At 61.6% G+C, this 26055-nt stretch carries 23 protein-coding genes and 1 pseudogene; 17 read left to right on the top strand and 7 right to left on the bottom strand.

All coding sequences use genetic code 11. The features are described 5' to 3' along the window. Positions 1 to 297: 297 nt before the first annotated feature. The 5 genes from OH720_RS30035 to OH720_RS30055 all read left to right on the top strand — a co-directional run bounded on the left by OH720_RS30035 (position 298) and on the right by OH720_RS30055 (position 5646). Positions 298 to 1653, top strand: a complete 1356-nt coding sequence (locus tag OH720_RS30035) for a M16 family metallopeptidase (RefSeq protein ID WP_272603891.1) — start codon at positions 298 to 300, stop codon at positions 1651 to 1653. After that, positions 1646 to 3136, top strand: a complete 1491-nt coding sequence (locus OH720_RS30040; RefSeq protein ID WP_272603892.1) for a M16 family metallopeptidase — start codon at positions 1646 to 1648, stop codon at positions 3134 to 3136. Before OH720_RS30035 ends, OH720_RS30040 begins: the two co-directional genes overlap by 8 nt. After that, entirely contained in the window at positions 3136 to 3750 is a 615-nt protein-coding gene (rsmD, locus tag OH720_RS30045; RefSeq protein WP_008065078.1) for a 16S rRNA (guanine(966)-N(2))-methyltransferase RsmD, read from the top strand. The genes OH720_RS30040 and rsmD overlap by 1 nt, the downstream gene beginning before the upstream one ends. Before the next feature lie 63 nt (positions 3751 to 3813). Then, entirely contained in the window at positions 3814 to 4812 is a 999-nt protein-coding gene (locus tag OH720_RS30050) for a hydrolase (protein ID WP_272603893.1), read from the top strand. 3 nt (positions 4813 to 4815) lie between these two features. Continuing rightward, on the top strand, positions 4816 to 5646 hold the full coding sequence (locus OH720_RS30055) for an AraC family transcriptional regulator (protein ID WP_272603894.1): 831 nt from the start codon (positions 4816 to 4818) through the stop codon (positions 5644 to 5646). Positions 5647 to 5770: 124 nt separating this feature from the next. On the opposite strand, the gene OH720_RS30060 is transcribed toward OH720_RS30055, so the two are convergent. Together OH720_RS30060 and OH720_RS30065 are read right to left on the bottom strand one after the other, a co-directional pair. Beyond that, positions 5771 to 6625 (bottom strand): sulfurtransferase, encoded by an 855-nt coding sequence (locus OH720_RS30060; RefSeq protein WP_272603895.1) that lies wholly within the window; start codon positions 6623 to 6625, stop codon positions 5771 to 5773. A gap of 48 nt (positions 6626 to 6673) precedes the next feature. After that, positions 6674 to 7342, bottom strand: a complete 669-nt coding sequence (locus OH720_RS30065) for a TetR/AcrR family transcriptional regulator (RefSeq protein ID WP_008065071.1) — start codon at positions 7340 to 7342, stop codon at positions 6674 to 6676. 146 nt (positions 7343 to 7488) lie between these two features. Between OH720_RS30065 and OH720_RS30070 the strand changes: the two genes are divergently transcribed. The 5 genes from OH720_RS30070 to OH720_RS30090 all read left to right on the top strand — a co-directional run bounded on the left by OH720_RS30070 (position 7489) and on the right by OH720_RS30090 (position 12165). After that, positions 7489 to 8919, top strand: a complete 1431-nt coding sequence (locus OH720_RS30070) for a coniferyl aldehyde dehydrogenase (protein WP_272603896.1) — start codon at positions 7489 to 7491, stop codon at positions 8917 to 8919. A gap of 28 nt (positions 8920 to 8947) precedes the next feature. Then, positions 8948 to 9493, top strand: a complete 546-nt coding sequence (locus OH720_RS30075) for a twin-arginine translocation pathway signal protein (protein WP_272603897.1) — start codon at positions 8948 to 8950, stop codon at positions 9491 to 9493. Positions 9494 to 9579: 86 nt separating this feature from the next. Beyond that, positions 9580 to 11175, top strand: coding sequence for a GMC family oxidoreductase (locus OH720_RS30080; protein ID WP_272603898.1), 1596 nt, complete (start codon positions 9580 to 9582; stop codon positions 11173 to 11175). 115 nt (positions 11176 to 11290) lie between these two features. Next, the gene (gene coaD, locus OH720_RS30085) at positions 11291 to 11770 is read left to right on the top strand and encodes a pantetheine-phosphate adenylyltransferase (protein WP_008065062.1); all 480 of its coding nucleotides are present in this window, start codon (positions 11291 to 11293) and stop codon (positions 11768 to 11770) included. 143 nt (positions 11771 to 11913) lie between these two features. Then, complete coding sequence (locus OH720_RS30090) at positions 11914 to 12165, top strand: YfhL family 4Fe-4S dicluster ferredoxin (protein WP_003195146.1); 252 nt, start codon at positions 11914 to 11916, stop codon at positions 12163 to 12165. A 66-nt stretch (positions 12166 to 12231) separates the two neighbouring features. Here the strand turns inward: OH720_RS30090 and mutM are convergent, their stop codons facing one another. Then, positions 12232 to 13044, bottom strand: coding sequence for a bifunctional DNA-formamidopyrimidine glycosylase/DNA-(apurinic or apyrimidinic site) lyase (mutM, locus tag OH720_RS30095; protein ID WP_272603899.1), 813 nt, complete (start codon positions 13042 to 13044; stop codon positions 12232 to 12234). Between the two features lie 42 nt (positions 13045 to 13086). Further along, positions 13087 to 13902 (bottom strand): HDOD domain-containing protein, encoded by an 816-nt coding sequence (locus OH720_RS30100; RefSeq protein WP_272606538.1) that lies wholly within the window; start codon positions 13900 to 13902, stop codon positions 13087 to 13089. A 232-nt stretch (positions 13903 to 14134) separates the two neighbouring features. Between OH720_RS30100 and OH720_RS30105 the strand changes: the two genes are divergently transcribed. The 4 genes and pseudogenes from OH720_RS30105 to ilvD all read left to right on the top strand — a co-directional run bounded on the left by OH720_RS30105 (position 14135) and on the right by ilvD (position 18834). After that, the gene (locus OH720_RS30105; protein WP_008065056.1) at positions 14135 to 15331 is read left to right on the top strand and encodes a class I SAM-dependent rRNA methyltransferase; all 1197 of its coding nucleotides are present in this window, start codon (positions 14135 to 14137) and stop codon (positions 15329 to 15331) included. Between the two features lie 130 nt (positions 15332 to 15461). Continuing rightward, positions 15462 to 16682, top strand: coding sequence for a multidrug effflux MFS transporter (locus OH720_RS30110; protein ID WP_272603900.1), 1221 nt, complete (start codon positions 15462 to 15464; stop codon positions 16680 to 16682). Continuing rightward, positions 16642 to 16752, top strand: a pseudogene (locus tag OH720_RS30115) (outer membrane lipoprotein carrier protein LolA); the annotation flags it as partial. The gene OH720_RS30110 and the pseudogene OH720_RS30115, both read left to right, overlap by 41 nt. Positions 16753 to 16992: 240 nt before the next feature. Then, positions 16993 to 18834, top strand: coding sequence for a dihydroxy-acid dehydratase (gene ilvD / locus OH720_RS30120; RefSeq protein ID WP_008048311.1), 1842 nt, complete (start codon positions 16993 to 16995; stop codon positions 18832 to 18834). Positions 18835 to 19032: 198 nt separating this feature from the next. On the opposite strand, the gene OH720_RS30125 is transcribed toward ilvD, so the two are convergent. Then, a complete protein-coding gene (locus tag OH720_RS30125; protein ID WP_272603901.1) occupies positions 19033 to 19320 on the bottom strand; it encodes a DUF6124 family protein in 288 nt (95 codons plus the stop codon). 542 nt (positions 19321 to 19862) lie between these two features. Further along, the gene (locus tag OH720_RS30130; protein WP_272603902.1) at positions 19863 to 20918 is read right to left on the bottom strand and encodes a haloacid dehalogenase-like hydrolase; all 1056 of its coding nucleotides are present in this window, start codon (positions 20916 to 20918) and stop codon (positions 19863 to 19865) included. Positions 20919 to 21158: 240 nt separating this feature from the next. Here OH720_RS30130 and OH720_RS30135 point away from each other — a divergent pair, with 240 nt between their 5' ends. Further along, a complete protein-coding gene (locus OH720_RS30135; protein WP_272603903.1) occupies positions 21159 to 22550 on the top strand; it encodes an L-cystine transporter in 1392 nt (463 codons plus the stop codon). 122 nt (positions 22551 to 22672) lie between these two features. Here OH720_RS30135 and OH720_RS30140 read toward each other — a convergent pair whose 3' ends face one another. After that, entirely contained in the window at positions 22673 to 23185 is a 513-nt protein-coding gene (locus OH720_RS30140) for a dihydrofolate reductase (RefSeq protein WP_272603904.1), read from the bottom strand. A gap of 85 nt (positions 23186 to 23270) precedes the next feature. Between OH720_RS30140 and OH720_RS30145 the strand changes: the two genes are divergently transcribed. After that, positions 23271 to 24641 carry a DUF2868 domain-containing protein gene (locus OH720_RS30145; protein WP_272603905.1) on the top strand — a complete coding sequence of 457 codons (1371 nt, stop codon included), beginning with the start codon at positions 23271 to 23273 and terminating at the stop codon, positions 24639 to 24641. Further along, a complete protein-coding gene (locus OH720_RS30150) occupies positions 24634 to 26010 on the top strand; it encodes a GTPase/DUF3482 domain-containing protein (RefSeq protein WP_272603906.1) in 1377 nt (458 codons plus the stop codon). The genes OH720_RS30145 and OH720_RS30150 overlap by 8 nt, the downstream gene beginning before the upstream one ends. Positions 26011 to 26055 lie beyond the last annotated feature (45 nt).

The following is a 26055-nucleotide window of genomic DNA, read 5'->3' on the forward strand; positions in this document are numbered from 1 at the left end:
CAAATGAATATTCGATGCAGAACAGACTGCGATTGACCCAGCTTGTTCATGCGCAACATTTTGTCGAGGTGCAAAAGGCACCCTGCAAAAACGATTTCACTAAGGACTGATGGCGGAAAATCGGCGAAAAAGCTGAGTTTAGTTGATAAACCACAGCTTACTGCCGCAAACCCAAACAACCTGATCAAACGCAAAGGCCTGATAGGCGTGGCCGCCAGTAAAACGGATCAGTATCCTAGCACCCTCTCGCCCGCTGACGCTAAGAACAAGCGGGCAGCCCCAAAGGTTTAAAAACGAATGAATGCCCTAGCCCGCCGCGCTGCAGGCCTGCTGCTCAGCACACTTTGCCTGCCCCTTTCGGCCCTGGCGGCCGACCCGCAACCGACCCACGAATTCACCCTCGACAACGGCTTGAAGGTCGTCGTGCGCGAAGACCATCGCGCGCCGGTGGTGGTTTCCCAGGTCTGGTACAAGGTTGGCTCCAGTTACGAGACGCCTGGCCAGACCGGCCTGTCCCATGCCCTGGAACACATGATGTTCAAGGGCAGCGAGAAAGTCGGCCCCGGCGAAGCCTCGCTGATCCTGCGCGACCTCGGCGCCGAAGAAAACGCCTTTACCAGCGACGACTTCACGGCGTATTACCAGGTTTTGGCCCGCGACCGCCTGGGCGTGGCCTTCGAACTCGAAGCCGACCGCATGGCCAGCCTGCGCCTGCCGCCCGACGAGTTCGCCCGCGAGATCGAAGTCATCAAGGAAGAACGGCGCCTGCGCACCGACGACAAACCCATGTCCAAGGCCTACGAGCGTTTCAAGGCCATGGCTTACCCGGCCAGCGGCTATCACACGCCGACCATTGGCTGGATGGCCGACCTGGACCGCATGAAAGTCGAAGAGCTGCGTCACTGGTACCAATCCTGGTACGTGCCGAACAACGCCACGCTGGTGGTGGTCGGCGACGTGACGCCGGACGAGGTCAAGACCCTGGCCCAGCGCTACTTCGGGCCGATCGCCAGGCGTGAGGTACCGGCGGCGAAGATTCCGCTGGAACTGGCCGAGCCCGGCGAACGCCAGATCACCCTGCACGTGAAGACCCAATTGCCCAGCCTGATGCTGGCCTTCAACGTGCCAAGCATCGCGACCGCCGAAGACAAGCGCCTGGTCAACGCCTTGCGTCTGATCTCGGCGCTGCTCGACGGCGGCTACAGCGGACGCATCCCGACGCAACTGGAGCGCGGCGAAGAGCTGGTGTCCGGCGGCTCGTCGAGTTACGACGCCTACACCCGTGGCGACAGCCTGTTCACCCTGTCGGCAACGCCCAACAGCCAGAAGAACAAGACCATCGCCCAGGCCGAAGCCGGTTTGTGGAAGCTGCTTGAACAACTGAAAACCACCGCGCCGACCACCGAAGAGCTGGAACGCGTACGGGCACAGGTCATCGCCGGGTTGGTGTACGAGCGCGACTCGATCACCAGCCAGGCCACCGCCATCGGCCAACTGGAGACCGTCGGCCTGTCGTGGAAGTTGATGGACACCGAGCTCGCCGAGCTGGAAAGCGTGACACCGCAAGATATCCAGAACGCCGCCAAGCTGTATTTCACCCGCGAACGTCTCAGCGTCGCCCATGTTCTGCCGGAGGAGACGACTCATGAGTGAACATAAAAAACCGCGCCTGGCCCTGCTCGGCCTGATCGCAGTCGCCCTGATCGGCTCGGCTGCATTCTATTTCTCCAAAACCAATGACTCCGTTGCCAGCGAAGCGCTGGACAAGGCCAAGGCCAGCCAAAAGCTGCAATCGCTGACCGAACTCAACGGCAAGGCACCAAGCCACCGCAAACTCGACGTACAGACCTGGAGCACCGCCGAAGGCGCCAAGGTGTTGTTCGTCGAAGCCCGTGAGCTGCCGATGTTCGACATGCGCCTGATCTTTGCCGCCGGCAGCAGCCAGGACGGCAACGCACCGGGCCTGGCGCTGTTGACCAACGCCATGCTCAACGAAGGCGTGGCCGGTAAGGATGTCAGCGCCATCGCCCAGGGCTTCGAAGGCCTGGGCGCCGATTTCGGCAACGGTGCCTATAAAGACATGGCGGTGGCGTCCCTGCGCAGCCTCAGCGCCGCGGACAAGCGCGAACCGGCATTGAAGTTGTTCGCCGAAGTCGTCGGCAAACCGACCTTCCCCGCCGACTCGTTCACCCGCATCAAGAACCAGATGCTCGCCGGCTTCGAATACCAGAAACAGAACCCTGGCAAACTCGCTAGCCTTGAGTTGATGAATCGTTTGTACGGCGATCATCCGTACGCTCATGCCAGCGATGGCACGGCGCAAACCGTTCCGGCCGTCACCCTGGCGCAACTGCGCGGGTTCCACCAGAAAGCCTATGCCGCGGGCAACGTAGTGATCGCGCTGGTCGGCGACCTGTCTCGCGCCGAAGCCGAAGCCATCGCCGCTCAGGTGTCGGCCGCCCTGCCCAAAGGCCCGGCCCTGCCGAAGATCGAGCAACCCGCTGAACCCAAGGCCAGCATCGGCCACATCGAGTTCCCGTCCAAGCAAACCAACCTGATGCTCGCGCAACTGGGCATCGACCGTGACGATCCGGATTACGCGGCACTGTCCATGGGCAACCAGATCCTCGGCGGTGGCGGTTTCGGTACGCGGCTGATGAGCGAAGTGCGCGAGAAGCGTGGCCTGGCGTATGGTGTGTACTCAGGTTTCAGCCCGATGCAGGTACGCGGCCCGTTCATGATCAACCTGCAGACCCGCGCCGAGATGAGCGAAGGCACCCTGAAACTGGTGCAGGATGTGCTCGCTGACTACCTCAAGACCGGCCCGACCGAAAAAGAACTCGACGACGCCAAGCGCGAACTGGCCGGCAGCTTCCCGCTGTCCACCGCCAGCAACGCCGATATCGTCGGCCAGCTGGGTGCGATCGGCTTCTACGACTTGCCGCTCAATCACCTGGAAGAATTCATGCAGCAGTCGCAGAACCTGACCGTCGAGCAGGTCAAGGCGGCCATGAACAAACACTTGAGCACGGACAAACTGGTCATCGTCAGCGCTGGCCCGACCGTGCCGCAAAAGCCGTTACCGGCCCCAACTGATAAACCCGCCGAGCAACCGCTCGGGGTTCCGGAGCATTAATGGCCACTTCTCGCCCGAAAAAACCTGTCCACAACGTGCATAACGGTGTGAACCAGCTGCGCATCATCGGCGGCGAATGGCGCAGCCGCAAGCTGAGCTTCCCCGACGCGCCGGGCTTGCGCCCGACGCCGGACCGGGTGCGTGAAACCCTGTTCAACTGGCTAGCACCCTACGTCCCGGGCGCCAAGGTGTTCGATCCGTTCGCCGGTAGCGGCGCGCTTTTCCTCGAGGCACTCTCCCGTGGCGCCGCGATGGGCCAGGCGCTGGACGCCAGCAGCCTTGCGGTATCGAGCATCAAGGAGCACCTGGGTACCCTGCGCTGCACCACCGGCCAGATTCAAACGGCCGACGCCTTGCGCTACCTGGAAACCCAGGCCGCCGTTGCCTACGACCTGGTGTTCCTCGACCCGCCGTTCAACCAGAACCTGCTGCCGACCGTTTGCGCCCTGCTTGAAGAGCGCCAGTGGCTGGCGGATGACGCCTGGGTCTACACCGAAAGCGAAAACGCGCCCTCTACCCTCGGCCTGCCGGGGAACTGGCGCCTGCACCGGGAGCAAAAATCCGGACGGGTCTACTATTCATTGTGGCAACGTATGGCAGAGATCGCCGGTTAACCGACCGGCCTGAACAAGGTGCGCGCCGCAATGCAGGCGTGCGCCACTGCATAGAGACCCATCGTGTTCCATCCGCCAGAACGCTTTACCCCGGCCTTCGGCCTCGGCAATCCGCACTTGCAGACCTTGTGGGGCCCGCTGTGGCGCAAAACCACCCACCTGCAACGTGAGCGTGAACGCCTGTGGCTGGAGGATGGCGACTTCCTCGACCTCGACTGGCATGGCCCGCACACCGTCGATGCGCCTTTGGTCCTGGTGTTGCACGGACTCACCGGCTCGTCGAACTCACCTTACGTTGCCGGGATACAGAAAGCGCTGGGCGACCAGGGCTGGGCCAGTGTCGCGCTGAACTGGCGTGGCTGCTCCGGCGAACCCAATCTGTTGCCGCGCAGCTACCATTCCGGCGCCAGTGAAGACCTGGCCGAAACCATCAGGCACCTGCGGGCAAAGCGTCCTCTCGCACCGTTGTATGCCGTCGGTTACTCCCTGGGTGGCAATGTGCTGCTCAAGCATCTGGGTGAAACCGGCAGCGCCAGCGGCGTGCTCGGTGCGGTGGCGGTGTCGGTGCCGTTTCGCCTGGATCAGTGCGCTGACCGCATCGGCCAGGGTTTCTCCAAGGTCTACCAGGCGCACTTCATGCGCGAGATGCTGGCCTACATCAAGAACAAGCAACGCCAGTTTCAGCACGACGGCCGCGAAGAAGGCCTCGCGACCCTCGCTGCCCTCGGCTCGCTGGAAAACATGCGCACGTTCTGGGATTTCGATGGCCGGGTGACCGCGCCGCTCAATGGTTTCGCCGATGCCCACGACTACTATCGCCGCGCATCGAGCCGCTACTTCCTCGGCGAGATCTGTACGCCGACCCTGATTATCCACGCAGCCGACGACCCCTTCGTTTTTCCCCATAGCCTGCCGCACGCTGACGAGTTGTCAGCCTGCACGCAATTCGAATTGCAGGCCCGGGGCGGGCATGTCGGCTTTGTCGATGGCACCTTCCGCCAACCGGGGTACTACCTGGAACGACGCATCCCGCAGTGGCTGGCCAGCATGGGTCGCGGGTAAGCCATGGATAACGCCCAGGGCGAGTCCATCCACTTCTGGCAAACGGCACCGCTGGCCGGGGTCGAGCTGTTGTCGGCGCGCTACATCGAACACCGTTTCGCCCCCCATGTGCATGACGGCTATGTGATCGGCATGATCATGGCCGGCGCCCAGCGTTACCGTTATCGCGGCGCCGAACACCTGGCCGGCAGCGGCACATTGGTGCTGATCAACCCTGATGAACTTCACACCGGCCACAAGGGCACGGAGGACGGCTGGCTGTACCGGGCGTTCTATCCCGACAGCGGGCAGATTCTTTCACTGTTGGCCGAGCTGGAGCTGCCGACCCATCACCTGCCGGCGTTCGGCGCCACGCTGTATCGCGACCAGGATCTGGTGAACGGCTTCTGTCAGTTGCATCGCTTGCTGGAAAGCCCGGCCACCGCACTGCAGCAACAAACCGCCTGGCGGGAACTGATGCTGTCACTGCTGCAACGTCACGCGGCGGTGCCGGTTGCCGGCAAACCGGGCAAGGAGCACCGGGCGGTGACATTGGCCAAGGACCTGCTGCACGCGCAATTGGCGGCGCCTCCTTCGCTTGAAGAACTGGCAGCGGCAGTGAACCTGTCGCCCTTCCACTTCGCCCGGGTATTCCGCCGCGCCACCGGCATGCCGCCGCACACCTGGCTGATGCAGCAGCGCATCGCCCGGGCGCGGGCGTTGTTGCAGGGCGGTTGTTTGCCGCTGGACGTCGCGACGCAACTGGGGTTTGCCGACCAGAGTCACCTGAGCCGGCAATTCAAGCAGGTGTATGGGGTTGGGCCTGGGGCGTATCGCAGCGCCCGCCTTTATTAACGCTCAAGAAAACCAGTTAACCTTGTGGGAGTGAGCCTGCTCGCGAAAGCGGTATGCCAATCAACTTATCAGTCGGCGGATATTCCGCTATCGCGAGCAGGCTCGCTCCCACAGGGGGTAGGGCTTATTCGCCGGTGGCAATACCGCGAGCCGGATCATTGATCCACTCACTCCACGACCCGGCATACAACGCCCCCAACGGATAACCCGCCAGGCACAGGGCGAACAGGTTATGACACGCCGTCACGCCAGAACCGCAATACGCCACCAGATCGGCCGGCGAACGCTCACCGAGTTTCGCGGCAAACCGCTGTTTGAGCTGATCGGCTGGCAGGAAACGCCCGTCGCTGCCCAGGTTGTCGGTGAAGGCCGCACATTGCGCACCGGGGATGTGCCCGGCAATCGGGTCGATCGGTTCAACCTCACCCTTGAAGCGCGGCAAGGCGCGGGCATCGAGCAAGGTCAGCGCGGGTTGGGCCAGACGCTCCTGCAACTGCTCGGCGCTGAGAGTCAGCGCGTTGTCCGGTACTCCAGTAAATGTGCCGCGACCGGTCGACGGTGGATCAAGGCTCAGGGGCAGGCCTGCCGCGTGCCAGGCCTTGATCCCGCCATCGAGGATGAACACGCCATCACGCTTGCCCAACCAGGCCAGCAGCCACCAGGCCCGCGCCGCAAAGGCACCCGGACCGTCGTCGTACAAAACCACTTCGCTGTCGGCGTTGATGCCAAAGGTTTGCAGGCGTTCGATCAGGTCGGCCGGCTCGGGCAGTGGGTGACGCCCGGTCACGCCCTTGACCACTTTGCCACTCAGGTCGCGCTCGAGATCGGCAAAAGACGAGCCGCCTATGTGCCCTTGTGCGTAGCTGCGCTGGCCGTAATCCGGGTCTTCGAGAGCAAAACGACAATCAAGAATCACCAACCCCGGCTGGTCCTTTTTCAGGTCCAGTGCTTGCGGGCTGATCAGTTGCGCAATGGGCATAACGGGCTCCTGTGATGGGCTGTTTTCAATCCTGCTGAATTCGTTATTTCATACTTCTTCCAATGCCTGAGCCAACGGCACGTAAAACTCTTCGAACAGCGCATCGACCGCGTCACGCGCCTGGTCCGTGACGAAACCCGCCTCCAGCACCAGTACCTGGTACACGCCGCGCTTGATGGCTTGCTCGCTGAGGTGGCTGGAGTTTTCCCGCGTGGTGCACAAAAAACGCACCCAGGAGGTGAGAATGATCCAGGCATTGATCGTCAGGGACTCGATCTGTACCCGATCCATCTTCAGGATGCCGGCGGCGACAAAACCTTCGTAGATGGCCGCGCCCTGAATCACGCAGCGCTGGGAAAAGCGCCGGTAGCGGGCCGCCAGTTCCGGGTCACTGTCGAGCAAATGCTCCAGGTCCCGGTGCAGGAACCGGTAGCGCCACATGGCTGACAACAGCTCCTTGAGATAGAAGCGTTTGTCTTCCACCGTGGCGGCGCGCCCCTGTGGCGGGCGCAGGAAGCTGTCCACCAGGCTCTCATACTCGCTGAACAGCACGGCGATGATCGCCTGCTTGTTGGGGAAGTGGTAGTACAGGTTGCCCGGAGAAATCTCCATATGGGCGGCGATGTGGTTGGTGCTGATGCTGCGCTCGCCCTGCTGGTTAAACAGCTCCAGGCTGTTCTGCACGATGCGCTCGCTGGTTTTTATCCTTGGGGCCATGGCTTGAGCTTAAATTCAGAGTGCGTTGAGGGGCATCTTACGGCCTATCCGCGAGCGATAAAACAAAGCGGTGCCGAGGATGGTATTTGACTTTTTAGAGTATAGACTCTAAAAATGCGCTTACTACAATAAATCCGGAGCCGACCATGACTGCTGACATTTCCTACCTGCAAAACCTCCAGCAGCCACTGGAAGAGCTCAAGACCCTGTTCGACTCACAGCGCGCGGCCTATGCCGCCAACCCGATGCCTCCCGCGGCCCAGCGCCAACAATGGCTCAAGGCGCTAAGGGATTTGCTGGACAACGAACGTCAGGTCCTGATCGATGCGATCAGCCAGGACTTCAGCAACCGCAGCGCCGATGAAACCCTGCTCGCCGAACTGATGCCCAGCCTGCACGGCATTCATCACGCCAGCCGCCACCTCAAGGGCTGGATGCGCCCGTCGCGGCGCAAGGTCGGTGTCGCGTTTCAGCCTGCTTCGGCGAAGGTGGTCTACCAGCCACTGGGCGTGGTCGGGGTGATCGTGCCGTGGAACTATCCGCTGTACCTGGCCATCGGGCCTTTGGTCGGCGCGTTATCGGCGGGTAACCGGGTGATGCTCAAACTCAGCGAGTCGACGCCGGCCACCGGTTTGCTGCTCAAGGCATTGTTCGCGCGAATCTTCCCCGAAGACCTGGTCTGCGTGGTGCTGGGCGAAGCCGATATCGGCGTGGCGTTTTCGCGACTGCCTTTCGATCACCTGCTGTTCACCGGCGCCACCAGCATCGGCAAGCACGTGATGCGCGCGGCGGCGGAAAACCTGACGCCGGTCACGCTGGAACTGGGCGGCAAGTCCCCGGCCATTGTGTCCCATGACGTACCGCTCAAGGATGCCGCCGAACGCATCGCTTTCGGCAAGACCCTCAATGCCGGCCAGACCTGCGTGGCCCCGGATTACGTGCTGGTACCGGAAGATCGCGTCGGCGCGTTCGTGGAGGCCTATCGACAGGCGGTTCGCGGTTTTTATCCGACCCTCGCCGACAACCCGGACTACACCGCGATCATCAATGACCGACAACTGGCGCGCCTCAAGGGCTATGTCAGCGACGCCACCAGCAAGGGTGCGCTGCTGATTCCATTGTTCGAGCAAGGCCAGGGCCGCCGCATGGCGCATAGCCTGTTGCTCAACGTCAGCGACGAGATGACGGTGATGCAGGACGAAATCTTCGGCCCGCTGTTGCCGATCGTTCCGTACAAGCATCTGGACCAGGCATTTGCCTACATCAACCAGCGCCCTCGCCCACTGGCGCTGTACTACTTCGGCTACGACAAGCGCGAGCAAAACCGCGTGCTCAACGAGACCCACTCCGGAGGCGTGTGCCTCAACGACACCCTGCTACACGTGGCCCAGGATGACATGCCGTTCGGCGGCATCGGTCCTTCGGGCATGGGCCATTACCACGGCCACGAAGGCTTCCTGACCTTCAGCAAGGCCAAGGGTGTGCTGATCAAGCAACGGTTCAACGCGGCGAAGCTGATCTACCCGCCTTATGGCAAAGCCATTCAGAAACTGATCCAGAAGCTGTTTATCCGCTAACGATGACCACCGCCGGGTAATAACAATAATGCACCCAAGCCTGTCCGAAACACCCGCGCTGTCACGGCGCGGCCTGCTCAAATTCAGCCTCGGCGCCAGCGCCTTTCTTGCCACCGCCGGGTTGGGGGCCAGCCTCGGCGGCTGCCCGTCGAGCGTTCCTGCCAATGGTTTCACGGCGCTGCGCAATGGCGATTTGCAGTTTCTGCGCGCCCTTGTGCCGGTGATGCTCGACGGCGCAGTAATGGCCGCCAGCATGCCCGAGGCTGTCGAGGGCACCTTGAAAAGCCTCGACTACAACCTTGATCACTTGTCCCCGGAAATGCTCAAGCTCACACGGCAATTGTTCGACGTGCTGGGCATGGCCGTGACCCGCGGGCCGCTGACCGGGATCTGGGGCAGCTGGGAAAACGCCAGCGCCGAAGATATCCGGCACTTCCTCGATCGCTGGGAAAACAGCTCGTTGAGCCTGCTGCGCATGGGGCACAGCTCATTGCTGCAGCTGGTGATGATGGCCTGGTATGGGCGCAAGGAATCGTGGGCGCATTGCGGGTATCCGGGGCCGCCAATGGTTTGAGACCGCGTGCCCCCCTTCGCGGGCAAGCCTCGCTCCTACAGCGAAGGCGTCACCACATCATCCAACAATAAAAAGAGAACCCGAAGATGCCCGTACCCGACCCGTTCCGCGAAGGCATGGCCCGCGGCTGGAAAACCCATGACGCCTCGCAACTGACCCAAGACCTGACTCTCGAAGCGGATGTGGCGATCATCGGCAGCGGTGCCGGTGGCGGGACCACGGCCGAAATCCTCAGTGCGGCCGGCTACAAGGTGCTGCTGATCGAGGAAGGCCCACTCAAGACCAGCAGCGACTTCAAGTTGCTCGAAGACCAGGCCTACGCCAGCCTCTATCAGGAAGGCATCGGCCGCATGAGCAAGGACGGCGCAATCACCATCCTCCAGGGCCGGGCGGTGGGCGGTACCACACTGATCAACTGGACCTCCAGTTTCCGCACGCCGGAACCGACCCTGGAACACTGGGCCAGGGAACACGACGTGAAGGGCCACTCCCCGGCTGAAATGGCGCCCTGGTTCGAGAAAATGGAACAGCGCCTGGGCGTCGCTCCATGGATGGTGCCGCCCAATGCCAACAACGATGTGATCCGCAAGGGCTGCGAAAAGCTCGGTTACAGCTGGCATGTCATCCCGCGCAATGTGCGCGGCTGCTGGAACCTCGGCTACTGCGGCATGGGCTGCCCGACCAACGCCAAGCAGTCGATGATGGTCACGACCATTCCGGCCACCCTGGATAAAGGCGGCGAGCTGCTGTATCTGGCCCGCGCCGAAAAACTCATCATCAGCGGCGACACCGTCAGCGGACTTCACTGCGTGGCGATGGACGAGCGCTGCGTGGAGCCCACCGGGCGCAATATCAAGGTCAAGGCCAGGCATTACGTGTTGGCCGGCGGCGGCATCAACAGCCCGGCGCTGCTGTTGCGCTCCGACGCGCCCGATCCGCACAAGCGGCTGGGTACACGAACCTTCCTGCATCTGGTGAACATGTCCGCCGGCTTGTTCGACGAGGTCATCAACCCGTTCTACGGCGCGCCACAGTCGATCTACTCCGACTATTTCCAATGGCAGGATGGCACCGCCGGCAAGATTGGCTACAAACTGGAGGTCCCGCCGCTGCACCCGGCGCTGGCTGCCACCCTGCTAGGTGGCTTCGGCCAGGAAAGCGCCCGGCACATGGCCGACCTGCCGCACACCCACGCCATGCTGGCGTTGCTGCGCGACGGATTCCACCCGGACAGCCCCGGTGGCAGCGTCCAACTGCGCGGTGACGGGACACCGGTGCTCGATTACCAGGTTTCACCCTACGTCTGGGACGGTTTGCGCCGGGCCTTCCACAGCATGGCCGAGATCCAGTTCGCAGGGGGTGCAAAAGCCGTGATGCCCATGCACGCCGATGCCCGCTACGTTAAAACCCTGGGCGAAGCGCGCACGCTGATCGACGGGCTCGACCTGGCGTTGTACCGCACGCGCTTGGGCAGCGCCCATGTGATGGGCGGTTGCAGCATGGGTGAAGACCCGAAAAATGCCGTCACCGATAGCCTTGGCCGGCATCATCAACTGGGTAATCTGTCGATCCATGACGGCTCGCTGTTCCCCACCAGCATTGGCGCAAACCCGCAGTTGTCGGTCTACGGTCTGACGGCGCAACTGGCGACTTCCCTGGCCGAACGTTTAAAAAACCCATGAAAAAAGTGATTATTCCCATCGTCTATAGTGCTTTCTTACCCAACAGGCGACTTGGCCGACCGGTTTGGCTGCGATACCATCCGAATCCCCAACGCACTCCCGCCAGGACGACGCGATGAACCGAGTGTTGTACCCAGGTACCTTCGACCCTATTACCAAGGGCCATGGCGATCTGGTCGAACGCGCCTCGCGCCTGTTCGACCACGTGATCATTGCCGTTGCCGCCAGCCCGAAGAAAAACCCGTTGTTTCCTCTGGAACAGCGTGTAGAGCTGGCCCGCGAAGTCACCAAGCATTTGCCGAACGTTGAAGTGGTCGGCTTCTCGACGCTGTTGGCGCATTTTGCCAAAGAGACGAATGCCAACGTGTTCCTGCGTGGCTTGCGCGCAGTGTCGGACTTCGAATACGAATTCCAGCTGGCCAACATGAACCGCCAGCTGGCCCCGGATGTGGAAAGCCTGTTCCTTACCCCGTCCGAGCGTTATTCGTTCATTTCCTCGACGCTGGTTCGTGAAATCGCAGCCTTGGGCGGCGATATCACCAAGTTCGTGCACCCGATCGTGGCGGATGCCCTGACACAGCGCTTCAAAAAGTAGGAGCTGCCGCAGGCTGCGATCTTTTGATCTTGCCTGCGCCCTGCCTGCTCTCGATCGCACCCGGGTGCAATGCGGGCGCCAATGCGGCACAATTAGCGCATTGATTTATTGCGCCCGGGCCTGCCGCCCCGGCTGGAGTTAGCATGTCCCTGATCATCACCGACGATTGCATCAACTGCGACGTCTGCGAACCCGAGTGCCCCAACGCCGCCATTTCCCAGGGCGAAGAAATCTACGTGATCGACCCGAATCTGTGCACCCAGTGCGTTGGCCACTACGACGAACCGCAGTGCCAGCAGGTCTGCCCGGTGGATTGCATTCCTCTGGACGAAGCCCATCCAGAGACCGAAGAGCAGTTGATGGAGAAGTACCGAAAGATTACCGGGAAGGCTTGAAGTCCTGCGCTGCCTGCTCCGGCGTCATCGCGAGCAGGCTCGCTCCCACAGGGGATTTGTGAACGTTCAGCTCTGGCAGCGCGGGCAAAAAACGCTGGCGCGCTGCCCCAGCTTCACTTCCCGCAGGCCCGTGCCACAGACTTTGCAGTGCTCACCGCCGCGACCGTACACGAACAGTTCCTGCTGAAAATAACCAGGCTGCCCGTCCCCGCCGATAAAGTCGCGCAGCGTGGTGCCGCCGCGCTCGATGGCAGCCGCCAGGATGCGCTTGATCTCGATCGCCAGCTTCAGGTACCGCGCCCGGGAGATGCTCTTGGCTTCGCGACGCGGGTCGATACCGGCGGCGAACAGCGCTTCGGTCGCATAGATATTGCCGACGCCGACCACCACCGCGTTGTCCATGATGAACGGCTTGACCGCCATCGAGCGCCCGCGTGACTGCTGAAACAGCCGCTCGCCATCAAACAGGTCGGTCAACGGCTCCGGCCCCAGGCGAATCAACAGCTCATGATTGAGCGGATCAAGGCTCCACAGCATCGCACCGAACCGCCGCGGGTCGGTGTAGCGCAAGGCCAGGCCCGACTCCAGTTCGATATCCACATGCTCATGCTTGGCCGCCGGCAGGCCGGCTTCCACCAGGCGCAAATTCCCCGACATGCCCAAATGGCTGATCAAGGTGCCGACCTCGGCATTGATCAACAGGTACTTGGCGCGCCGCTCCACCATCACGATGCGTTGACCGGACAAGCGCACATCAAGGTCTTCGGGGATCGGCCAGCGCAGGCGGCGATCGCGCACGATCACCCGGCTGACGCGCTGGCCTTCCAGGTGCGGCGCAATCCCGCGGCGGGTGGTTTCGACTTCTGGCAGTTCAGGCATGGTGCTCTCGGATCAGGCGCTCGGTGAGAAGAGGTTCGCCGTTCAGCGGTGAGCGCCGAGGTCGCGAATAGTCTGCTTCAGGGTTTCGAAATCGTAATCCGAGAGACCAACGTAATCGAGCACCAAATGGCCGATGCTGTTCCACTCGTGGTCTTCGGCCTGGTTACCCAGCACCCGGTAGGACGCACAAATGTGCTCGGCCATTTTCAGGATCGCCAACAGGTTTTTCAGGGCGCTGTTGCGTGACGACTCGTCGCTGAAAATCGCCAGCGCATTGTGATGATTGGCGATGGCGGCAGACACGTGATCCGGCAGGCGCCAGGACTTGGCCGTGTAGTACCCGACCACTGCGTGGTTGGTGTTGAACGCCTGGTTCTCGGTGTCCACCACCCGGCAATCGGGACTGGCGTTGGCATAGGCCTGTTCCAGCACGCTCATGTAGTTGGGGAACCGCTGCAGCATCAGCGGCACGCCGCAGTCGTGGAACAGGCCCAGGGCATAGGCTTCATCGCCGGCCTGGGCGCCAATGCGCTTGGCCAGGGTCAGGCAGGTCATCGCCACGTCCTGGGCGGTGTCCCAGAAGCGGTTCAAGGTGACGATGGTGTCATCGTTCATCTCGCCCTTGATCGACTGTGCATTGATCAGGTTGATGATCGAACGGCTGCCCAGCAGATTCACGGCGCGCTGGATCGAGGCGATCTTGTTGCTCAGGCCGTAATACGGCGAGTTGACGATTTTCAGCAGTGAGCCAGAGAGGCCAGGGTCCTGGGAAATCAGCTTCGCGATCACGTCCAGATCCGGGTCGGGCATGTACTGCTCCATCTGCAGATCCACCATGATCTGCGGTTGGGCCGGCACACTGATGCCTTGCAAGGATTGCTGGATTTGTTCGGCGGTAAGCTCTTGGGACATAAGTACACACTCTGGGTCAGGCGCAGATTCTAACTTTTCTGGATTGGATCCGACACCTTGCCTGGCGCACCGAGTGAAGTTTCATCCGATCCCGGCCTGACTCAACCGCATGTCCATCCACCGCGCCGCGGCCTTGTGCAACACGGTATACTCCCGCTCTTTTTTCCGGAGCGACGTCATGTCCCTGCCTAGCCTGCGCCTCAAAGCCAACGCCGACCGTCGCCTGCGCAACGGTCACCTGTGGGTCTACAGCAACGAAATCGACGTGGCTGCCACCCCGTTGCACGGCTTCAAGGCCGGCGACCAGGCGATCCTCGAAGCCGCCGGCGGCAAGCCGCTGGGCATCGTTGCGATGAGCCCGAACAACCTGATCTGCGCGCGCCTGCTGTCGCGCGACATCAAGCTGCCACTCGACAAGTCGCTGCTGGTGCATCGCCTGAACGTGGCCCTGTCGCTGCGCGATCGTCTGTTCGACAAGCCGTTCTATCGCCTGGTCTACGGCGATTCCGACCTGTTGCCAGGCCTGGTGGTCGACCGTTTCGGCGACATCCTGGTGGTGCAGATCGCCTCGGCGACCATGGAAGCCCATAAAGACGACGTGATCGCAGCGCTCACCCAGGTGCTCAAGCCAAGCGGCATCCTGTTCAAGAACGATTCCGCCGCCCGTGATGCCGAAGGCCTCAACCGCTATGTCGAAACCGTGTTCGGCCTGGTGCCGGAATGGGTTGCGCTGGAAGAGAACGGCGTGAAATTCGAAGCGCCGGTCATCCAGGGCCAGAAAACCGGCTGGTTCTACGACCACCGCATGAACCGCGCACGCCTGGCGCCGTACGCCAAGGGCAAGCGCGTGCTCGACCTGTACAGCTACATCGGCGGCTGGGGCGTTCAAGCCGCTGCATTCGGTGCCAGTGAAGTGTTCTGCGTCGACGCATCGGCCTTCGCCCTCGACGGCGTCGAGCGCAACGCCGCGCTGAATGGCTTCGCCGAGAAAATGACCTGCATCGAAGGCGACGTTTTCGAAGCCCTGAAAGAGCTCAAGGCCAGCGAAGAGCGCTTCGACGTGATCGTGGCCGACCCGCCCGCGTTCATCAAACGCAAGAAAGACATGAAAAACGGCGAAGGCGCCTACCGCCGCCTGAACGAACAGGCCATGCGCCTGCTCACCAAGGACGGCATCCTGTTCAGCGCATCGTGCTCGATGCACTTGCCGGAAGACGACTTGCAGAACATCCTGCTGACCAGCGCTCGCCACCTGGACCGTAACATCCAGATGCTGGAACGTGGCGGACAGGGGCCGGATCACCCGGTGCACCCGGCCATCCCGGAAACCCGCTACATCAAAAGCATTACTTGCCGGTTGCTGCCAAACAGCTAATAACACGACACCATCTACTGTAGGAGCTCGTTCCTACAGTAGATTCAGAAACGTCCCACGCACCCCGCATTGACTTCCAACTTCAGCAAGCCAACTCTCGACCACTCCTCACGGACCGAGAGCGCTGTCGATGCCACCTGCCCCGCACGCCGCAAAAAAATCCTCGCTGATCCTGCTGTTGATGACCATGACGCTATTGGGCGTATTTCCGCTGGACGTCGTCCTGCCGTCGTTTCCCGCCCTGTCTGACTACTTCCAGACCTCGGCATCGGACATTGCCCTTTCTGTCAGTCTGTTCGCCATCGGCCTGGGGATATCCGTGGTGCTGGTCGGACCGCTTTCGGATTTATGGGGGCGCAGGCAGATTCTACTGATCGGTATCGCCATCTCGGTGATCGGCGCAGCGGGCTGCCTGATAACCCCGGATTACCGCTGGTTCCTGGTGTTTCGCGTTGTCCAGGCAGTGGGCTGCGGTTCCTTCGTGCTATCGCAGGCGCTGATCCAGGATCTGTTCGTCGGCAGGGAACAGGAGCGCCTCAGAATCTGGATGACCACCGCAGGCGGCGTCTTCATTTCCATATCACCGCTGCTGGGAACATGGCTGCAAATACATCTTGGCTGGGAGGGTAGTTTCTATGTCTTCATCGCGCTGGCGGTCACCGTCTGGATAAATGCTGGCGTGCTGCTCAAGGAAACCCCGTGCATTCGTGGCCCGGCCCCCAGTCGTTTTTTCAGCGCCTACTGGCGCCTGTGCTCCGATCCACGCTTCATGGGCTATTGGCTGATTTCCGCCCTGGCCTTCGCCTGCCATTTCTCATTCATCGTCATCTCGCCGATCATTTTCATGGAGCGCCTGGCACTCACACCCTACGAATTCGCGTGGGTAATGCTGCTGTACGGTGCCGCTTACATAGTTGGCGGGATAGTCGCCAGCGCACTGCATCGGCGCCTGCAGGCCAATACGCAGATCATCGTCGGCCTGGGGCTGATCGCGCTATCGGGGTTGGTCATGCTGTGGCTGGCCAGCCAGTTTGGGCTCACTGCCGCAGCCGTGCTGATACCGATGCTGATTTGTACCGCCGGCACTACTATTGCCCGCCCCATTGCCAATTCCAAAGCCATGACCCTCCACCCGCAGGATGCCGGCACGTCCACTTCGGTCGGCGGAGTGATGATATTCATGTGCGGCGGCGTGATCAGCGTTGTGATCAATCTGGCGTCCGCAGACCTGACCACAGCCCTCGCCTCATGTTTCCTGATCTTGAGCATCGCAGGTCTAGGACTGAACACGTTAATCGGCCGGCCTCCGTCCTGTAGGAGCGAGCCCGCTCGCGAAGGTCGTCAACGATAACGCTGGAAACCTGACACCCTGCGGCGTTCTCAGGTTTTTCGCGAGCAGGCTCGCTCCTACAGTAGGCTGTCCGCACGTCTTGTGAATGCTGCCGCCACGCGTGCAGGCATTCCCTCCAGCCGCCAGCCGTGTAGAATCGCGAACATTCATCGCCAGTCATCCCCGGCGGGTTTATGAGCTCAAGCTGAAGCGCGCGGCGATCCCGCAAAGTTATCGGCAACTTCCGGACACCCGGCCATTTCTGAGTGTTCCAGACGTCAATAGAAGCTCACTTCCCTTTTGATACCTGATTAGCCGCCCGGAGTGCTTCATGCCTGATTACCGCTCGAAAACATCCACCCACGGCCGCAACATGGCCGGCGCCCGCGCACTGTGGCGCGCAACGGGGATGAAAGATGACGACTTCAAAAAGCCGATCATCGCCATTGCCAACTCCTTTACCCAGTTCGTACCGGGCCACGTCCACCTCAAGGACCTGGGCCAACTGGTCGCCCGCGAAATCGAACGCGCTGGCGGCGTGGCAAAAGAATTCAACACCATCGCCGTCGATGACGGCATCGCCATGGGCCACGACGGCATGCTCTATTCGCTGCCGAGCCGCGAGATCATCGCCGACTCCGTCGAGTACATGGTCAATGCCCACTGCGCCGACGCCATCGTCTGCATCTCCAACTGCGACAAGATCACCCCTGGCATGTTGATGGCCTCCCTGCGCCTGAACATCCCGGTGATCTTCGTGTCCGGCGGCCCGATGGAAGCCGGCAAGACCAAACTGGCCAGCCACGGTCTCGACCTGGTCGACGCCATGGTGATCGCCGCCGACTCCAGCGCTTCTGACGAGAAGGTTGCCGAGTACGAGCGTAGCGCCTGCCCGACTTGCGGTTCGTGCTCCGGCATGTTCACCGCCAACTCGATGAACTGCCTGGTCGAGGCCCTGGGCCTGGCATTGCCGGGCAACGGTTCGACCCTGGCCACCCACAGCGACCGCGAGCAGCTGTTCCTGCAGGCCGGCCGCACCATCGTCGAGCTGTGCAAGCGTTACTACGGCGAGAACGACGAGTCGGTGTTGCCGCGCAACATTGCCAACTTCCAGGCATTCGAAAACGCCATGACCCTGGACATCGCCATGGGCGGTTCCACCAACACCATCCTGCACTTGCTGGCTGCCGCCCAGGAAGCCGAGATCGATTTCGACCTGCGCGACATCGACCGCCTGTCCCGTCACGTGCCGCAACTGTGCAAGGTCGCGCCGAACATCCAGAAGTACCACATGGAAGACGTGCACCGTGCCGGCGGGATCTTCAGCATCCTCGGTTCGCTGGCCCGTGGTGGCCTGCTGCACACGCAATTGCCGACAGTGCACAGCCGCAGCATGGAAGAAGCCATCGCCAAGTGGGACATCACCCAGACCAACGACGAAGCGGTGCATCACTTCTTCAAGGCAGGTCCCGCGGGCATCCCGACGCAAACCGCGTTCAGCCAGTCGACCCGTTGGGAAACCCTGGACGACGACCGTGAAAACGGCTGCATCCGCAGCGTCGAGCACGCCTACTCGCAAGAAGGCGGCCTGGCCGTGCTGTACGGCAACATCGCCCTGGACGGCTGCGTGGTGAAAACCGCTGGCGTCGACGAGTCGATCCACGTGTTCGAAGGCAACGCGAAGATCTTCGAAAGCCAGGACAGCGCCGTGCGCGGCATCCTCGCCGACGAAGTGAAAGAAGGCGACATCGTCATCATTCGCTACGAAGGCCCGAAAGGCGGCCCGGGCATGCAGGAAATGCTCTACCCGACTTCGTACCTGAAATCCAAAGGCCTGGGCAAAGCCTGCGCCCTGCTCACCGACGGCCGTTTCTCCGGCGGCACCTCGGGCCTGTCCATCGGCCACGCTTCGCCTGAAGCCGCTGCCGGTGGCGCAATCGGCCTGGTGCAGGACGGCGACAAAGTGCTGATCGACATTCCGAACCGCTCGATCAACCTGTTGGTCAGCGATGAAGAACTGGCCGCGCGCCGGGTCGAGCAGGACAAGAAAGGCTGGAAACCGGTTGAAGTGCGTCCACGTAAGGTGACCACCGCCCTTAAGGCCTACGCCCTGCTGGCGACCAGTGCCGACAAGGGTGCTGTGCGTAACAAGGCGATGCTTGATGGGCTGTAAGGCTTAAGCGTTGAACAAAAAATACCCCGCCATGTGCGGGGTATTTTTTTGTTTCTGATCTGATCGTTCCCACGCTCTGCGTGGTAATGCCTCAAGGGACGCTCTGCGTCCAGTGACGCGGAGCGTCACGGGCTGCATTCCCACGCAGAGCGTGGGAACGATCAACTCGGCCAGGTGCGGGGCTTTTTTTTGCCCGCGTTATTGCTGTGGGTCGAGATTATCCAGCGCCTGGTTCACTGCCAGCTCGCCCAGCATGATGAGCTGGGCAATACCCAGCATCGTGCTGCGTTGAGAGCCTTCCAGCAGGCCGGCGAAATCGCTGGCCATGACGTTGGCCGAGGCGAGGGATTCGCAGGCGTGGGCTAACAGGGTTTCGGTGTCGAGGCCGGGCGCGATGATGAATGTTCGGCTGGGTTTGCGTGGGGTGGCGTTGATGCGGGCGGACAGGTTGTCGGTGTCCGGTGGATCGGGGGTAATTTTGAGCATTGAAAAAACTCCTTACACCATAAATCAAGGAGCCATCACCCTCGCTACCAAACGAAGGGTGGCGGCCATGCGCAGGTTGGTAGACCGGGGTGTAAGGAAACCGGCGCGCCCGAAAGCGCCCTGTGCATGACCACCATAAAAAGCGGAGACGTGAGAACGTCTGCAAATCATGATGCTTTGCACCCTACACAGCCGGGCTACCAAACCCGATCACTGATGTTCAGCGACAGGTAGACGGTAGAGTTCGGGAGTAAGGCGCACAAGTCGGCGGATTCTGAAGTAGTCGTAGTCCCTTACGCAAGAATGCGCAGGTTGCGACTGCAGGAAGAAGTTGATCGAACAGAGGCTTTGATTGCCCCGACTGGCCTCATCGCGAGCAGGCTCGCTCCCACAATGGATCAGCTTTGCACACTGGATTGGGAATAACACCGATCAAATTGTAGGAGCGAGCCTGCTCGCGATGGTCGACAGAGCGCCGCGGAGTATCAGGCAGCCAGCGTCATCGTTAACGACCATCGCGAGCAGGCTCGCTCCTACAGGTCTTACTGGATTTCTGCAGGTGTGACGATCACCCAGTTCTTGTCCGCCGTCACGGTGAGCCCTTCCTTGGCCTGCGCCGCGGCGTTCTTGGCCATCATGCCCTGGATCTGGGTCATGTACTTGTCCTTGCGGTTGACCCACAGGTGGATGCCGCCCTTGGCCACGTCCACGCCGTGGAACAGCATGTAGCCGTCGCTGGTCGGGGTATCGCCGCCGACGAGTACCGGTTTTTTCCACTCGTCGATGTAGGTCAGGATCGCCGCTTGCTTGCCGGCCATCCAGGTCGCCGGGGTCCACAGGTAGGGGGTCAGTTCGAGGCCCAGGTTGGCCTTCTCGTCATATTTGCCGGCGGTGATCTGTTTGCGCGCGGTGGTCAATGCGCCGGTCTTCTGGTCCTTGAGCAGCAATGACACGCCAATCACGTTCTGCGGTTTGACGTTGTAGCCGTACTTCGGATCGGCCGCGACCATGCGCACCAGCTCTTCCGAGGCGGCGGTCATCACGTAGACCTCGATGCCGTTCTCCATCAGCTTGTTATAGAGCTCTTGCTGGCCGGTGAAAATTTTCGGCGGGTTGACGTCGAGCTTCTTGACCACGTCGCCTTCGTAATAGGTGGCTGGCACCGGCTTGCCGGAGGCCATCAATTCGTCGACGTAGCCCTTGAGTTCCTGAAGCGTGAAGCCGGAAAACACCTGGGCGACCCATGGATAACAAACCATGTCGTCGAGTTCGCAGAGGCGGTAGTAGTAGCTGAAAAGGCTTTCCTTGTGGTCGGCGGTGTCCTTGAACGGCATCAGTTTCAGGGAGGGGTCGAGTTTGTCGCGGGTGATCAGGCCCTTGTTTTCCATGAACGGCAGCAACGACTCTTCGAGGTCGTAGCGGTAACTGGTGTTGTCCATGTCGAATACCGCGTAGTTACCCTTGTTGGCGTTGGCGGCAATCATCGCGTCCAGCGCCTTGGCCTGATCGGCTGGCCAGTGTTTCAGATCCGTTGCGAATACCTGGCCGGCGAGGCCAAGACAAAGAGCTGCAGCCAGTAATTTCGGTGCGAACTTCATCCTCATATCTCCCTGATTGAAAGACATCGACGCTAACAAATACCTGTGACAGTCCTCATCCGTCAGCGACCGCCAACGTACCTTTCGCGCCAGCCACATTCTCAAAAGCGACGTGCGCTTATTCCAAAAACGACACTTTCAAGACGTTTTTGATATTAAATCATTAGATTTCAAGCTGTTAGGCTTACCGGTTCGCAGCTGCCCCGGAAGGCAGTTCGCACATGTCTAATGGGAGTTCCAATGAATCTGCCGCTGATTCTCAATCTGCTGGTGTTCCTCGCACTGCTGCTGGGCCTGGCGCAAACACGCCACACTACCTGGAGTCTGGCGAAAAAAGTCCTGCTGGCACTGGTGCTGGGCGTGGCGTTCGGTGTGGCGCTGCACACTATTTATGGTGCCGGTAACCCGGTGCTGAAAGCCTCGATCGGCTGGTTCGATCTGGTGGGCAACGGTTATGTGCAGCTGCTGCAAATGATCGTGATCCCGCTGGTGTTCGCCTCGATCCTCAGCGCCGTGGCCCGCCTGCACAACGCCTCGTCGCTGGGCAAGATCAGCTTCCTGACCATTGGCACGCTGCTGTTCACCACCGCCATCGCGGCATTGATCGGCATTGGCCTGACCAACCTGTTCGGCCTGACAGCCGAGGGCCTGGTAGCCGGCACCCAGGAAATGGCGCGCCTGCAAACCATCCAGAGCGACTATGCCGGCAAGGTCGCCGACCTGAATGTGCCGCAGTTGCTGCTGTCGTTCATTCCGCAAAACCCGTTCGCCGACCTGGCGCGGGCCAAGCCGACGTCGATCATCAGCGTGGTGATCTTTGCGGCGTTCCTCGGGGTTGCGGCGCTGCAGCTGCTGAAGGATGACGTGGAAAAAGGTCAGAAAGTGATCAACGCCATCGACACCCTGCAAGCCTGGGTGATGCGCCTGGTGCGCCTGGTGATGAAGCTGACCCCGTATGGGGTGCTGGCGCTGATGACCAAAGTGGTCGCCGGCTCCAACCTGCAAGACATCATCAAGCTCGGCAGTTTCGTGGTGGTGTCCTACATCGGCCTGGGCCTGATGTTTGTGGTGCACGGGCTGCTGGTGTCGGCCGCCGGGATCAACCCGCTGCGGTTCTTCCGCAAGATCTGGCCCGTGCTGACGTTTGCGTTCACCAGTCGTTCGAGTGCAGCAACGATCCCGTTGAGCATCGAAGCGCAGACCAACCGCCTGGGCATCCCGCAGTCCATCGCCAGTTTCGCCGCCTCGTTCGGCGCGACCATCGGCCAGAACGGCTGCGCCGGCCTGTATCCGGCGATGTTGGCGGTGATGGTGGCGCCGACCGTGGGCATCAATCCGCTGGACCCGCTGTGGATCGCGACGCTGGTGGCGATTGTGACCTTGAGTTCGGCGGGTGTGGCTGGCGTTGGCGGGGGCGCGACGTTTGCCGCGTTGATCGTGTTGCCGGCGATGGGCTTGCCGGTGTCACTGGTGGCGTTGCTGATTTCGGTCGAGCCGTTGATCGATATGGGGCGTACGGCGTTGAACGTGAGTGGTTCGATGACGGCCGGGGCGATTACCAGCCAGGTGATGCAGCAGACGGATAAAGCGTTGTTGGATGCGGATGAGCATTCTGAGTTGGCTCACGCTTAAGTTCTTTAGCGTCTGATCTGGCCTCATCGCCAGCAGGCTGGCTCCCACAGGGATTTTGGGTGTTTGCACAATCTGTGTTCCACCTCAAACCCACTGTGGGAGCCAGCCTGCTCGCGATGCTTTTAGGCTTTTTCCCAGACTTCGAAGTTGTACGCTGGCTTGTCATCCACAGCCGGATTTTCGATGTTGGAAACCAGTTTCCACTGGTTCAAATCAAACTCCGGAAACCACGCATCCCCTTCCGGGCTCAGCGTCACACGGGTCAGGTACAAGCGATCAGCCTGGGCCAACCCCTGCGCATACAACTGCGCGCCGCCGATCAACATCAGCTCATCGACGCCCTGCTCCTTCGCCCACTCTTCAGCGCGAACCACCGCCGCTTCCAGCGACGGATAGACCTCCGCGCCTTCGAGCACCAGATCCGCTTGACGGCTGACCACGATATTCAAGCGGCCCGGCAACGGACGACCGAGGGAATCCCAGGTCTTGCGCCCCATGATGATCGGCTTGCCCAGGGTGGTGGCCTTGAAGTATTTGAAGTCCCCCGGCAGGTGCCAGGGCATGCTGTTGTCGACGCCGATCACGCGGTTTTCACCGAGGGCTGCGATCAGGCTGAGGGGGAGTGATTTAGTCATGCCGGCGAGGATACCAGAGCCGCGCTTTCCCCGATAAGCGCCACAGCGGTTATGCTCACAGGTCAATTGAGCGACGGGATGCCGCGTGACTGAACTGAACAATCTTTGGCTGACAGAAGCCATCCGCCTGCGCGAAGAACACGCCGGCCCCCTGGAAGATCTGGAAGCCAATCGCCTGGCCCGCAACGCCGGCGGCGATCTGCCGACACGCATTCAACGCCGCGCCCTGTGGCTGGCCGAACGCGATGGCTTGAGCGAAGCACTCAAACACTGGCTGCAAGGTGCGCGACTGGCGCTAATCGTATTGGCGGTACTGGCCGTGGTCAGCGGCGCGGGCCTGGCCTTTGCCGCCATGGGCGACGGTCTGCACCCGGTGAATGTGTTCTGGGCGCTGGGCAGTCTGCTCGGGCTCAATCTGATCCTGCTGCTGAGCTGGGCCCTGGGCCTGGTGTTTGCCGGCGAACACGGCGCCAGTCTCGGCCGCTTGTGGTTGTGGCTGAGCGAAAAACTCGCCCGTGACGCCAAGGCCGCACAACTGGCGCCGGCCCTGCTGCTGTTGCTGCAACGCCAGAAACTCAATCGCTGGGCGATCGGCGTGCTGGTCAACAGCCTGTGGTTGCTCGCGATGCTCAGTGCTTTGGTGATTCTGCTGACGTTGATGGCGACCCGGCGCTACGGCTTCGTCTGGGAAACCACCATCCTCAGCGCCGACACCTTTATTGCCGTGACCCAGGCCCTGGGTACGCTGCCGGCCTTGCTCGGGTTCAGCGTGCCCACCGAGGAGATGATCCGCGCCAGTGGCGACGCCGCATTGAACATCGAAAGCGCCCGCCAGGCCTGGGCCGCATGGCTGGTGGGCGTGTTGCTGATCTACGGCGTGGTGCCGCGCCTGGTGTTGGCGGTGTTTTGTTTGTGGCGCTGGAAGGCCGGCCGGAAAACCTTGCAGCTCGACCTGAACCTGCCCGGTTACGCGCAACTGCGCGAACGGCTGATGCCCACCAGTGAACGCCTGGGTGTCAGCGATGCCGCGCCGGCCGAACTCCCACGCGTTCAAGGCGGCGTCAGCGAACAGCTCAGCGATGGCGCACTATTGGTCGCCATCGAACTGGACGACGACCGCCCGTGGCCGCCGCAACTGCCCAAGAGCGTGAGCAACGCAGGCATCCTCGACAGCCGCGAATCGCGACACAAACTCCTCGAACAACTGAGCCGCTTTCCTCCTGCGCGCCTGGCGATCGCTTGCGATCCACGACGCTCGCCGGATCGCGGCAGCCTGGCGCTGATTGCCGAACTGGCCCGCAGCGCCAGCGCCACCCGCATCTGGTTGCTGCAGGCACCGCCCGGCGAAGCGCTGGATGCCGAACGCCTCGGCGACTGGCACGTGGCGCTGCAACAACTTGAGCTGCCGTTCGCCGATTGCGCACCGATGAACTGGCTGGAGACGGGTCATGACTGACACCAGAAAGCAGCCTCTGAAACTCGCGGTCGTCGGCCACACCAACGTCGGCAAAACCTCGTTGTTGCGCACCCTGACTCGCGATGTCGGTTTCGGCGAAGTGTCCCACCGCCCCAGCACCACGCGGCATGTCGAGGGCGCGCGGTTGTCGGTGGACGGCGAGCCGTTGCTGGATCTCTACGATACGCCGGGACTGGAAGACGCCATCGCCCTGCTCGACTACCTCGAACGCCTGGAGCGTCCCGGCGAGCGACTGGACGGCCCGGCACGACTGGCACGTTTTCTTGAGGGCAGCGAAGCCCGGCAGCGCTTCGAACAGGAAGCCAAGGTCCTGCGCCAGTTGCTGACGTCGGACGCCGGGCTCTATGTGATCGACGCCAGGGAACCGGTCCTCGCCAAGTATCGCGATGAGCTGGAAGTGCTGGCCAGTTGTGGCAAACCGCTGCTGCCGGTGCTGAATTTTGTCAGCAGCGACAACCACCGTGAGCCGGCGTGGCGTGAAGCACTGGCGCGCCTGGGTTTGCATGCGCTGGTGCGTTTCGACAGCGTCGCGCCGCCGGAAGACGGCGAGCGTCGGCTCTATGAAAGCCTCGCGCTGCTACTGGAACATGCCCGTCCACAGCTTGAGCGATTGATTGCCGATCAACAGGCGCAACGCCTGGCGCGTCAGCAAAGTGCGGCGCGCTTGATCGCCGAGTTGTTGATCGATTGCGCCGCCTGCCGCCGCAGTGTGGTCAGCGAGGCCGAACAGGAACAGCAAGCCATCAACGAACTGCGCAAAGCCGTTCGCCAGCGCGAACAACGCTGCGTCGAAGACCTGCTCAAGCTCTATGCCTTCCGCCCACAGGACGCGGCGGCCAGCGACTTGCCGCTGCTCGATGGTCGCTGGGGCGACGACTTGTTCAACCCGGAAACCCTCAAGCAACTGGGCGTGCGAGTCGGCGGCGGGATCGCGGCCGGTGCGGCAGCCGGCGCCGGAGTCGACTTGCTGGTCGGCGGCATAACACTCGGCGCAGCGGCACTGGCCGGTGCGATTGCCGGCGGCGCCCTGCAAACCGTGCGCAGTTATGGCGGTCGGTTGCTGGGCAAGATCAAGGGCCAGCGTGAGCTGACGGTCGATGACAACGTGCTGCGGCTGTTGGCGCTGCGCCAACGGCAACTGCTGCAAGCGCTGGATGCCCGTGGGCATGCGGCGATGGACAGCATCCAGGTCGCCACGCCCCAGGACAAGACCTGGCGCGAGGGCAAACTGCCGGAAGCGCTGAACAAGGCACGGGCGCATCCGCAGTGGTCGTCGCTCAATGCGCATCCGAAGTTGAATCAGGCGGAACGGCAGGAACAGATCGAAGAATTGGCGCAGCAGTTGTAAATGTTGGTGTACTCACTGCCCCCATCGCGAGCAGGCTCGCGATGG

Source organism: Pseudomonas sp. WJP1, from assembly GCF_028471945.1.
Classification (GTDB): domain Bacteria; phylum Pseudomonadota; class Gammaproteobacteria; order Pseudomonadales; family Pseudomonadaceae; genus Aquipseudomonas.

What these genes read in the sequence shown, in the direction of transcription:
- OH720_RS30080 (WP_272603898.1), top strand. Translation starts at nt 9,580, where the DNA reads ATGCCCGTACCCGACCCGTTCCGCGAAGGCATGGCCCGCGGCTGGAAA.
- ilvD (WP_008048311.1), top strand. Translation starts at nt 16,993, where the DNA reads ATGCCTGATTACCGCTCGAAAACATCCACCCACGGCCGCAACATGGCC.
- OH720_RS30140 (WP_272603904.1), bottom strand. Translation starts at nt 23,185, where the DNA reads ATGACTAAATCACTCCCCCTCAGCCTGATCGCAGCCCTCGGTGAAAAC.
- OH720_RS30065 (WP_008065071.1), bottom strand. Translation starts at nt 7,342, where the DNA reads ATGGCCCCAAGGATAAAAACCAGCGAGCGCATCGTGCAGAACAGCCTG.
- coaD (WP_008065062.1), top strand. Translation starts at nt 11,291, where the DNA reads ATGAACCGAGTGTTGTACCCAGGTACCTTCGACCCTATTACCAAGGGC.
- OH720_RS30105 (WP_008065056.1), top strand. Translation starts at nt 14,135, where the DNA reads ATGTCCCTGCCTAGCCTGCGCCTCAAAGCCAACGCCGACCGTCGCCTG.
- OH720_RS30150 (WP_272603906.1), top strand. Translation starts at nt 24,634, where the DNA reads ATGACTGACACCAGAAAGCAGCCTCTGAAACTCGCGGTCGTCGGCCAC.
- rsmD (WP_008065078.1), top strand. Translation starts at nt 3,136, where the DNA reads ATGGCCACTTCTCGCCCGAAAAAACCTGTCCACAACGTGCATAACGGT.
- OH720_RS30075 (WP_272603897.1), top strand. Translation starts at nt 8,948, where the DNA reads ATGCACCCAAGCCTGTCCGAAACACCCGCGCTGTCACGGCGCGGCCTG.
- OH720_RS30125 (WP_272603901.1), bottom strand. Translation starts at nt 19,320, where the DNA reads ATGCTCAAAATTACCCCCGATCCACCGGACACCGACAACCTGTCCGCC.
- OH720_RS30070 (WP_272603896.1), top strand. Translation starts at nt 7,489, where the DNA reads ATGACTGCTGACATTTCCTACCTGCAAAACCTCCAGCAGCCACTGGAA.
- OH720_RS30060 (WP_272603895.1), bottom strand. Translation starts at nt 6,625, where the DNA reads ATGCCCATTGCGCAACTGATCAGCCCGCAAGCACTGGACCTGAAAAAG.
- OH720_RS30035 (WP_272603891.1), top strand. Translation starts at nt 298, where the DNA reads ATGAATGCCCTAGCCCGCCGCGCTGCAGGCCTGCTGCTCAGCACACTT.
- mutM (WP_272603899.1), bottom strand. Translation starts at nt 13,044, where the DNA reads ATGCCTGAACTGCCAGAAGTCGAAACCACCCGCCGCGGGATTGCGCCG.
- OH720_RS30135 (WP_272603903.1), top strand. Translation starts at nt 21,159, where the DNA reads ATGAATCTGCCGCTGATTCTCAATCTGCTGGTGTTCCTCGCACTGCTG.
- OH720_RS30110 (WP_272603900.1), top strand. Translation starts at nt 15,462, where the DNA reads ATGCCACCTGCCCCGCACGCCGCAAAAAAATCCTCGCTGATCCTGCTG.
- OH720_RS30090 (WP_003195146.1), top strand. Translation starts at nt 11,914, where the DNA reads ATGTCCCTGATCATCACCGACGATTGCATCAACTGCGACGTCTGCGAA.
- OH720_RS30130 (WP_272603902.1), bottom strand. Translation starts at nt 20,918, where the DNA reads ATGAAGTTCGCACCGAAATTACTGGCTGCAGCTCTTTGTCTTGGCCTC.
- OH720_RS30055 (WP_272603894.1), top strand. Translation starts at nt 4,816, where the DNA reads ATGGATAACGCCCAGGGCGAGTCCATCCACTTCTGGCAAACGGCACCG.
- OH720_RS30040 (WP_272603892.1), top strand. Translation starts at nt 1,646, where the DNA reads ATGAGTGAACATAAAAAACCGCGCCTGGCCCTGCTCGGCCTGATCGCA.